This is a genomic window from Mucilaginibacter sp., assembly GCF_036383575.1.
GTDB lineage: Bacteria > Bacteroidota > Bacteroidia > Sphingobacteriales > Sphingobacteriaceae > Mucilaginibacter.
This window is the reverse complement of the sequence record NZ_DASVOB010000349.1, coordinates 1-9,549: the sequence shown is the minus strand read 5'-3', so window position 1 is coordinate 9,549 and position 9,549 is coordinate 1. Positions and strand designations below refer to the sequence as shown.

Genomic DNA, 9,549 nt, shown 5'->3' with positions numbered 1-9,549 from the left:
AGCTTTTCCATGGCTTTGAGCAGCGCCATATCGCCGTTTATTTTCACCTGCAAGTACAGATCGGCCAATTGGGTTTTGATTCCTAAAATACCTTTTACCGTTTGCGGGTTTTTAAAGCCCATCAAACCCGCTTCATGCAGCGGATTAACGGCAATGATCTTTGAGCCTTTCTCTTTAGCTTTTTCAAGCGCGCTGAGCATCCGCGGATGATTGGTACCCGGGTTTTGCCCCATGATGATGATCACATCGGTATCGTAAAAATCATTAAGAGTAACTGTCCCCTTGCCAATGCCAATAGTATCCGCAAGGCCAACTCCTGTACTTTCATGGCACATATTGGAGCAATCGGGCATGTTATTGGTACCAAATTCGCGCACAAACAACTGGTACGTGAATGAAGCTTCGTTGCTTGTACGACCTGATGTATAAAATGCAGCCTCATCAGGAGATGCCAAAGCGTTAAGCTCGTCAGCTATTTTTTTAAACGCGAAGTCCCAGCTTACAGTGGTATAATGTGTCGCCCCTTTGGCAAGGTAAACCGGTTGGGCTATGCGGCCCTTCTTTCCTATTTCGTAATCATTAAGCCTGGCTAATTCTGCTACCGGATTTTCAGCAAAGAACTCCCCTGTTAGTTTTTTGGTGGTGGCTTCCTCGGCAAGGGCTTTGGCACCATTCTCGCAATATTCGGCAATGGGCGAACGGTCGTCATCCGGATCGGGCCAGGCACAGCCCGAACAATCAAATCCGCCTTTTTTGTTCATTTTGAACAAGCCCTCCATCCCCCTCACCACACCGGTTTCCTTTAATATATCGGCCATAGCAACCGTAACAGCAGGGATGCCCGCTGCCCAGTCTTTAGGATGTGTTATTTTCAGGTCGAGCAGTTCTTCGGGATTCTCAGCTGCCGGTTCCTGTTCTGTTTCCTTGCTCATATCTTTTTAACGGCTAAAGGATTAGGGTAATTATCGCTTTGGTCTTCGGCAACTTCATCCAAACAGGTAAAATCCTTTTCAACCAATAAGTGCAGACTGCCGTGCTTGCCTTCATAACCCACCTTGTCTTCATTAGCAAAGCCGGCTATCATGGCTTTAGGGGCATACAACGTTATAGCGTTTTCCTTGTAAGTTGCGGAAAGCTGCTCATCATCCACCAGCTTCAAAGCATAAATAAGCTGCTGGCTGCCAAAATCAACCGTTTCCTGTACATAACCTTCTTCGGCCAGTTTGGCTACGTCAGTTTTAGTAAGTCTGTACCTTAATGAATTACCTTTTATCCTTATTTTCATTAGTATCAATCAATTTATACTGATGGCGCTGTTAATGCGGCCTCATCAGCAGGGACCATTACGCGGTGTGCGCCTGTATAGATATTAAAGCGCTCATCGCGTAAAAAGCCAATCAGTGTAATATTAAATTCGTTTGCCAGCTCCACAGCGAGGCTTGAGGGTGCACCCACCGCAGCTATCATGCTGATGCCCGCCATGGCAGCCTTTTGAACAAGCTCAAAACTGGCCCTGCCACTCAGCACCAATACCGTTTGCTGTAATGGCAGCCAGTTATACATCATAGCGGCACCTATCAGTTTATCTAAAGCATTGTGCCTGCCAACATCTTCCCTCAACAATAACAGCTCGCCCAAAGGGGTAAACAAAGCCGAGGCATGCAGCCCTCCCGTATCATCAAATACGCGCTGGTGCCTGCGCAATATCTTTGGCAGTTGGTTAAGTACAACGCTATGGATCATGTTGCCGTCATCCGCTCCGGCAGCAAAACTGCTTACCGTACGGATGGCACTAATAGATCCCTTGCCGCATACGCCGCAGCTACTGGTGGTATAAAAATTACGTTCGGTGTTTTGAAGATGCGGTACAACATCCCGTTCAAGTGTTGCCAAAATGGTATTCTCTTTGTTTTCGGCACAGGCTATAAAGCTGTGTTTAGCCGATTTTATCTCATCGGCATTTTTGATAATGCCTTCGGTAAAAAGAAAGCCGGTTGCCAGTTCGGCATCGTGCCCGGGAGTACGCATAGTTACTGAGATATTGCGTACCTCTCTTTTATCGGCCGGACCGTATTCCAACTTAATTTCCAGGGGTTCTTCAATGGCGATACTATCCTCTTCCCTTGCGCTTTGATTAGCATTAACTTTTACTACCGGGATATGTATAACTGGTGATGCAGACATACTCAAATATACAATTTAATGGGAGGGTTTGTTTAGGCGGATTTTGTCTTCCAATGCAAGTTCAAGCGTGGACGCTTACCTTCAAAATAATTCAAGCGTGGACGCTTGAACTTGCAGAGACTTTCCCGATTTGTTAAATTTAATCCTTTGCTCGTTTTATAAGCTAATTTGAATATTTTTGAGATATGAAGATCAACGTACTGGCTTTTGGAGTGGCTAAGGAGATATTTGGAAGCAGCGAAGTTAGCCTGGAAATGACCAACGATGCTACTATTTCCAATTTAAAATACCTGCTTGAGCAGCAATATCCACGTTTAAAGCAGCTTTCATCATATATGTTGGCTGTTAACAACGAATACGCCCTGCCCGGTGATACCATTCACGAACGCGATGAAATAGCGATCATTCCACCGGTAAGTGGGGGATAGATCAGTGGCAGTAAATCAGTTTGCAGTTTTTAGTGGGCAGTTTGCAGTAGTTGCAAAACGCCCAAAAGATCCATAGTTCCAATAATCAAAAAGCCCTCAACCTAACAAAATAATGGCTATCAGAAGCGCTACGGTTGCCGATCATGCTGCGATATCAAACCTGCTTACCCAATTAGGCTACCCTGGCACCGAAGATTTTTTACCGGGAAACCTTGAAAAAATGCTTGAGCAGTCCTCATCGCAGGTTTTGGTTTATGAAGATGATGGCGATGTTGCCGGATTCATTGCCATTGATTTTTTAACGCAGCTGGTAGTTAAGGGGGATTTTATCCGCATCAGTTGTTTTTCTGTTGATGAGAACACGCGTGGCAAAGGTATTGGTAAAACCTTGGAGGATTATATTACCGAACTTGGCAAAGAACGCAATGCCGACCGGATAGAGGTACATTGCCACACGCGCCGGGTTGACGCACATCGTTTTTATTACAGGCAGGGGTATTCTGAATCGCCAAAATACCTCATAAAATCATTATTGGATTAACATTGCTATGAACACACAGATCCTCCTATCGGCCCAAACACTGGATATCCAATCGTGTATTGACTGGATCATGTCGCCCGAATCTGGGGGAATAGATGTATTTATTGGTACTGTGCGCAATGCCACCAAAGGCAAAAAAGTTTTAAAGCTCGATTTTGAAGCATATGAGCCCATGGCCGTCAGCGAAATGAATAAAATTGCTGCACAAGCTTTTGAACACTGGCCGGTGCAAAAAATACTGATCCACCACCGTACCGGTTTACTGAATGTTGGTGAGGTACCTGTTGTGATCGCCGTATCTGCCGCCCATCGTGATGCTGCTTTTGATGCCTGCCGGTATATCATCGATACACTTAAACAAACCGTCCCCATCTGGAAAAAAGAAAGCTTTGAAGATGGGGATGTTTGGGTAGCAGCACATCCTTAGGAGTTCGGATTTGGGATGTTCGATTTCGGATTTTTTAATTTTACATTTATAATCGCCAGTCATCCTGAGCTTATTTTAGGATCCCACTTGACAGGTATACGCTATACCCCTATCATTTACTTAGCGACAGGGACGATGAAATAAATTCAGCATAACGCGGAGAGCTTATCCCAGTACCGTTATTAATTATTCCATCTCTTCCAAAGAAGCATGATTTAAATTGAACAGTATAAGTGTTTCATATGCCATGTCAGAAATTATTAAACGGTAGTCATTGCCCCAAATGAAATCATCATTATTTTCAAAAGCACCATTAATTTTAGCCCAATAAAACTTTGGCAAATCGGTATTGGGATAAAAACCGTCAAACTCACCTGATTTGGAAATTAAAACGTCATCAAATCCGATACCTTTCAAATTTCTAAACTCAATCTCGCTTTTCAGTCTTTCGGTAACGATGTAACATGGAAACGACTCCAAAATATCATCACCTAACCATCCCGCAAATTTATAATTTAGTTTCTCAACAATTGGAGGATGAACTTTTGTGTTCATTACAGTTTCCTCTCCTATGCCTCCTGCAACTTCCGGCTCTATGCTTCTATACATATGCACTTTCTAATCAACCTTATACTCTGCTAACCCACCCTCCAGCGAAAACACATCAGCTTCAGGGAGCATTTTGAGGATCAGCTTTACGGCTTCGTCGCTTCGCTTGCCTGATGAGCAGTAAAGTACCTTTGTATTGGGGCTGGTGAAATATGCCAGGTATTCTTCTACTTCGTCCAACGGGATATGGGTACCTCCAATATCATAGGCTTCTCGCTCCTGAAGGGTACGTACGTCAATAAGTTCGACAGTATCATCCAAAAGGATCCGCTTTTTTAGTTCATCAGCATTAATAGTAGGGATAGTAATAGTTGTTTTTAACCGGCGGATGTGCGTTTTAGTTACCGGCCCGATCTTAAAGATGCGGCTTTGCATGCTTTGTGCGTCAAAGATCAACACTTTTCCGGCCAGCAACTCACCTGTTTTGGTGATGTATTTAATTACCTCGTTGGCCTGCATACAGCCAATAATACCGGCCAGCGTTGGGATCACCCCGCCTTCGGTACAGTTAGGGATCTGCGTGGCATCCACCTCGGGGAACAGATCACGGTAATTGGGTGAGTTAACTCCTTTTGCATTACTTACATTCCAAACCGCAACCTGCCCTTCAAACTGGTAAATGGCACCGTAAACGAGTGGTTTACCCGTCAGTACACAGGCATCATTAAGCAGGTAACGGGTTTCAAAATTATCTGTACCATCCAGTACAATGTCGTAATTGCTGATAACATCCATCACGTTATCAGACGTTACTTTGGAGGTATGCGGAACAAGCTTAATCCCCGGGTTTTGTGCTTGTAAACGTGCGCAGGTCACTTCGGCTTTATTCTTACCCTCGTCGGCAGGCGTATATAATACCTGCCTATGCAGGTTACTTATCGATACCTGGTCAAAATCGGCAATGCCTAAAGTACCTACACCTGTTGATGCTAAATATTGTGCCGCAGGGCAACCCAGTCCTCCTGCCCCTACTATCAGTACGCGGGCTTGCCTCAGCAATTGCTGGGCTTCCTCGCCAAAACCTGGCAGCGCTATCTGGCAGTTATATCTTTGCAAATCCTCATTCATTAGTAGCAACTATTTTATGGTGGATCATTGATTTTACTTTTTCCAATTCTTCGGGCGTATTCACATTGGTCAGGGCTTCCTGTTGGGGGGCGTTTAGCAATGTAATATCACTGTTGATCAAAACCTTGCGCGGGCACGAATAGCCTTGTGCCAGAAACGATAACAGTACGGGATAGCTTTTCGGTTCCCATATGGCTATCAAAGGCTCCGGAAAATCAGTTACCGGGCTATGGTAAGCCGTAGCCACCGACGAGCTGTTTCTCCATGCCACTAAATTACGAAGTGTGCTGTCATCCATCAAAGGCAAATCGCAGGCAATTACCAACCAGGCTACATCCGGCTGTTCGCGAAATGCGGAAAGGATGGCCCCGTAAGGGCCTAAGCCGGTAAATGTATCTTCGATAACAAGGTAAGCCGGATCAATTTCTTGCTGCTGTCCGGGCCGACCGGAAATAAAAACCTCTTTACAAAAGTTTTTAAGCAGATCGGCCATATAATAGCGCTGCTGCTTGCCATGCCAGTTAGCTGCCCCTTTATCAAACCCCATGCGGGTGCTTTTGCCGCCAGCCAGTACCAATCCGTTTAAAACAGGTTTGGCCTGCTTTAAGGCAGCCTCAAAAAAAGCTACTATCTTTTCACGTTCATCTATCTTTAAAATCGGAATTTGCTGCCACTCAGGGATTACCTCCTGTATAAAATCGGGGATCGCACTTGCATTATCGGCCAGCAGGAAAAGCTGAACATTATTAAGCTGATCTGTCCTTTTTTGCAGCGATGCTTTTTTATTAATGTCGATAATTACTACCTGGGCCTTGGCTTGCTGATGGTTACCATTAACCAGTACCAGGTCGGCAGACGAAAATTGCTGTAGAAGCTGGTAGGGATATACCGGGTTTTGATAGTTAAATTGCTGATAGTTTACCTGATCGGTATATTCAAGCGACGCACCGCTTGGCAATCTGCCAGGCAGTAAAGTAATATCATCATTGTGCGATGTATCCACATAAGCACATTTATAAACCGGCGAAAGGGCGCGGATCACATCATCGGCTAATAATTTGATCACCGTACAGGGCCCGCCCAAAATTGCCCATTCGTTGCGACCAAAATTACCTGTTGAAGGCCTTGCCAATTTAGCGTGTTTTTTGTGTTTGCCTGATGGCTGGTTATGATCTTTTAAAGTCACGTTTACCTCCTGTTTTTGAGATCAGTTTGGTTTCTTTTATCACTATATCATGGCTCATGGCCTTGCACATATCATAAATAGTAAGCGCCGCTATCGAAGCACCTACCAACGCTTCCATTTCCACACCTGTTTTCGCGGTAATGCTTGCGGTACAATCAACCTCCACCTCTTGCTGTTCATTTATGCGGATGGTAACATTGCAGTTATCCAAACCCAGCGGGTGGCAAAGCGGGATCAAATCACCGGTTTTTTTGGCAGCCATGATACCTGCAATAATCGCCGTTTGAAAAACCGGGCCTTTTTTGCTCTGCAATTCATTTCCCGCTAAAAGCTCAAATACTTCGGCCGGCAAAGCAACCACGCTACGCGCAGTAGCGGTGCGGTGTGTAACCTGCTTTTCAGTTACATCAACCATATTCGGGTCGCCTTGTTTATTTATATGGGTTAACATTTTGAACCTTGATTTACTTGATTGAAGGATTTAAGGATATTTGCTTGCATACTCACTTTTTTATCAGGTTTAATTCTATCAGGGTAATCCCAAAATCCTAAAAATCATGGTTAAACTTCCAAACCTTAAACACCTCTCCCACTTTAAAATTATTCTTTTCAAGCGGGAGTTCTAAAAAAGCTTCGGTATCTGCTAAGTTAGCAAAATCGCCCGAACCATTTCCCTCAACGGGCATGGCTATTAATTGGCCCTGCTCATTACTTATCAGCTTTACTTGCAGGTAATATTGCAATGCGGGCTGAAATGTAAAATCTTTTCCCAATATCGCGTATGTCGGCTCTTTTGAGGGCAAACCAAGCGTTGCGTTAAGCCAGGTTAAAAAGTACCGGTGCAGGCACATGAATGTTGCTACCGGGTTACCCGGAAAGGCAAACACCAATGCGCCATTTTTATGCCTGCCAAACCAAAAAGGCTTGCCGGGGCGCTGGGCTACTTTATGAACCAATTTTTCTACCTGTGATTCTTCCAATGCCTGGGGCACATAATCAAACTTACCCATCGAAATACCTCCGCTTAGCAGCAGTACGTCATAATTTTGAAGGCAGTATTGGATCTTTTCTTTAGTGACCGTTGGTTCATCAGGGATGTGCAAAATATCAGCATCAATACCATGTAGCTTTAAAACGGCTTTTACTGTATAACTGTTTGATTTGCGGATCTGGTACGGCAGTGGCGTTTCATCCACATCAACCAGTTCATCACCCGATGAAATTACAACCACCCTGGGCATTTTTTTAACAAGCAAATGGGTTTTGCCTACTGATGCAGCCACACTGATGATAGCCGGGATCACCAATTGGCCCGACGATGCAATAACATCGTTTTGCTTTTTATCAACGCCCTGCAAATGCAGGTTCTGTCCCTTCTTGATATCTCTGGTGTACAAACTCGCCGACCCAGCAATGATCTCAACATCCTCATAACGGATCACCGTATCAACCGAAGCGGGTAGTACAGCACCGGTCATGATCTCGATGCAATCATCTTCTTCGTTGATCTGAACCGGCTCATCACCGGCTGCCTGGGTAGCTTTGATGCGGAAAATATGAATGCTGTTTTCAAGGGCAGCATATTTTATAGCTATACCATCCATGGTTACCCGGTTAAAGGGCGGCAGATCACGATCTGCTTTCAGGTCTTCGGCCAAAACATAACCTAAGGCCTGTTCAAACGGGAGACTTTGGGTACCATAATCCCGGGTTTGTGCCAGTACCAGTTTTTCTGCTTCTTCAACGGTTGTCATCTTTCCTGATCTTTTAAACTATCCACCAATTGTGGCCATTGATTCATGAATGCCGGTCTTGGCCACACGCATCCGCTCAGCTTCCCAGCCATCTGCCGGCCGGTGGTTAAAAGCAGTTAGCAGGGTATCCTGCAATACCTCGTCAGAAGCCCCTTTACGCATTAAATCTTTTAAATTAAGCACCCCGTCGTCATATAAACAGGTTTTCAATTCTCCCTGCGGCGTAATGCGGATCCGATTACAACTACCGCAAAAAGTACGCGAGTAGGCCGCTATAATGCCAATGGTTCCTCTATGCCCCGGTACCTGGTAATTGTACGAGGTAGAATAAGCAGGATCATCCAGCTTTTTTATTTGCGGATATTTGCTTTTTATTTCATCTAAAATGCGAAGGTAATCCCAATGCAACCCATCGTATATATGACCATCGCCGTTAAAAGGCATTTCTTCTATAAATCTGACACTTACCGGCAGCTCTTTGGCCAATTCAACCAGCGGGATAATATCTTGAATGTTCTTGCCATCCATCACCACGGCATTGATCTTCACTTCCATATCATGGCTTAACATGGCATCTAAGGTTGCCATCACATTGGTAAATTCGTCGCGGCGGGTAATGGTAAAAAAGCGGTTGGCATCCAGCGTATCCAGGCTTAGGTTTATTGACCGTACACCTATCTTTTTTAATTCGGGCACATAAGGAGCTGTAAGTACACCGTTAGTTGTAAGGCCCAGCTCTTTTAAGCCATCCAGCCCGGATATAGCTGTGAGCAAATGCATAATATCTTTGCGTACAAAGGGCTCGCCCCCGGTAATCCGGATTTTGTCGATACCCATTTTTACAAGCAAACTACAGCTGCGCAGCATTTCCTCATAGGTCATGAGCTCGGCACGTGAAAGCCAGTTCAAGCCGTCCTCGGGCATACAGTAAAAACAGCGCAGGTTGCACCTGTCTGTCACCGCGAGGCGCATATAGCTGATCTTCCGTCCATGATTATCTTTTAACAAAATGTAGCCTTTTTATCCTGTAAATTTAATTAATTAACAGCCATTACACCTTTTAGTTTATGCAGGGCAATTGTAAAAATAAGCATTACCCAGCTTGGAGATGTTTACGAAATGTATTTTTATTTCCTTCCTCAGTGATATATCCGGTCTGAAATAAAATTACAAAAGCGTAACAGGGTTATACTCCTTTCCCAATACACGCATAAAGCACAAAAAATCAAATTGTTATAAATGAACAAATCCAACTAAAACTTTAATTAAATTATTACCGTATTAAGGCAAGCATCCGCCCCAAAGAATTTATAAAAAGGAAGCCCCCTGAGCCTAACAAACATAAACCGCAG

At 44.4% G+C, this 9,549-nt stretch carries 12 protein-coding genes; 3 read left to right on the top strand and 9 right to left on the bottom strand.

Annotation, left to right across the window (positions count from 1 at the left end):
* The 3 genes from VF500_RS11995 to fdhD all read right to left on the bottom strand — a co-directional run.
* On the bottom strand, window positions 1-932 hold a 932-nt coding region (locus VF500_RS11995), incomplete at its 3' end, for a molybdopterin-dependent oxidoreductase (protein WP_330859892.1).
* On the bottom strand, window positions 929-1,285 hold the full coding sequence (locus VF500_RS11990; RefSeq protein ID WP_330859891.1) for a DUF7009 family protein: 357 nt from the start codon (window positions 1,283-1,285) through the stop codon (window positions 929-931). The genes VF500_RS11995 and VF500_RS11990, both read right to left, overlap by 4 nt.
* Before the next feature lie 14 nt (window positions 1,286-1,299).
* A complete protein-coding gene (gene fdhD / locus VF500_RS11985) occupies window positions 1,300-2,184 on the bottom strand; it encodes a formate dehydrogenase accessory sulfurtransferase FdhD (RefSeq protein WP_330859890.1) in 885 nt (294 codons plus the stop codon).
* Window positions 2,185-2,369: 185 nt separating this feature from the next.
* Between fdhD and VF500_RS11980 the strand changes: the two genes are divergently transcribed.
* The 3 genes from VF500_RS11980 (at window position 2,370) to VF500_RS11970 (ending at window position 3,580) form a co-directional block, all read left to right on the top strand.
* The gene (locus tag VF500_RS11980) at window positions 2,370-2,612 is read left to right on the top strand and encodes a MoaD/ThiS family protein (RefSeq protein WP_110585002.1); all 243 of its coding nucleotides are present in this window, start codon (window positions 2,370-2,372) and stop codon (window positions 2,610-2,612) included.
* A 112-nt stretch (window positions 2,613-2,724) separates the two neighbouring features.
* Window positions 2,725-3,153, top strand: coding sequence for a GNAT family N-acetyltransferase (locus tag VF500_RS11975; protein ID WP_330859889.1), 429 nt, complete (start codon window positions 2,725-2,727; stop codon window positions 3,151-3,153).
* A 7-nt stretch (window positions 3,154-3,160) separates the two neighbouring features.
* Window positions 3,161-3,580: a molybdenum cofactor biosynthesis protein MoaE gene (locus VF500_RS11970; protein WP_330859888.1), complete on the top strand. Its 420-nt coding sequence runs from the start codon at window positions 3,161-3,163 to the stop codon at window positions 3,578-3,580.
* Between the two features lie 186 nt (window positions 3,581-3,766).
* Here VF500_RS11970 and VF500_RS11965 read toward each other — a convergent pair whose 3' ends face one another.
* The 6 genes from VF500_RS11965 to moaA form a co-directional block, all read right to left on the bottom strand.
* A complete protein-coding gene (locus VF500_RS11965; RefSeq protein WP_330859887.1) occupies window positions 3,767-4,189 on the bottom strand; it encodes a hypothetical protein in 423 nt (140 codons plus the stop codon).
* A 9-nt stretch (window positions 4,190-4,198) separates the two neighbouring features.
* Entirely contained in the window at window positions 4,199-5,257 is a 1,059-nt protein-coding gene (locus VF500_RS11960) for a HesA/MoeB/ThiF family protein (RefSeq protein WP_330859886.1), read from the bottom strand.
* Window positions 5,250-6,443, bottom strand: a complete 1,194-nt coding sequence (locus VF500_RS11955) for an NTP transferase domain-containing protein (protein ID WP_330859885.1) — start codon at window positions 6,441-6,443, stop codon at window positions 5,250-5,252. Before VF500_RS11955 ends, VF500_RS11960 begins: the two co-directional genes overlap by 8 nt.
* Window positions 6,424-6,894, bottom strand: a complete 471-nt coding sequence (gene moaC, locus VF500_RS11950; protein WP_330859884.1) for a cyclic pyranopterin monophosphate synthase MoaC — start codon at window positions 6,892-6,894, stop codon at window positions 6,424-6,426. Before moaC ends, VF500_RS11955 begins: the two co-directional genes overlap by 20 nt.
* Before the next feature lie 97 nt (window positions 6,895-6,991).
* Window positions 6,992-8,197 (bottom strand): molybdopterin molybdotransferase MoeA, encoded by a 1,206-nt coding sequence (locus tag VF500_RS11945; RefSeq protein WP_330859883.1) that lies wholly within the window; start codon window positions 8,195-8,197, stop codon window positions 6,992-6,994.
* 18 nt (window positions 8,198-8,215) lie between these two features.
* Window positions 8,216-9,205: a GTP 3',8-cyclase MoaA gene (gene moaA / locus VF500_RS11940; RefSeq protein WP_330859882.1), complete on the bottom strand. Its 990-nt coding sequence runs from the start codon at window positions 9,203-9,205 to the stop codon at window positions 8,216-8,218.
* Between the last annotated feature and the right edge of the window lie 344 nt (window positions 9,206-9,549).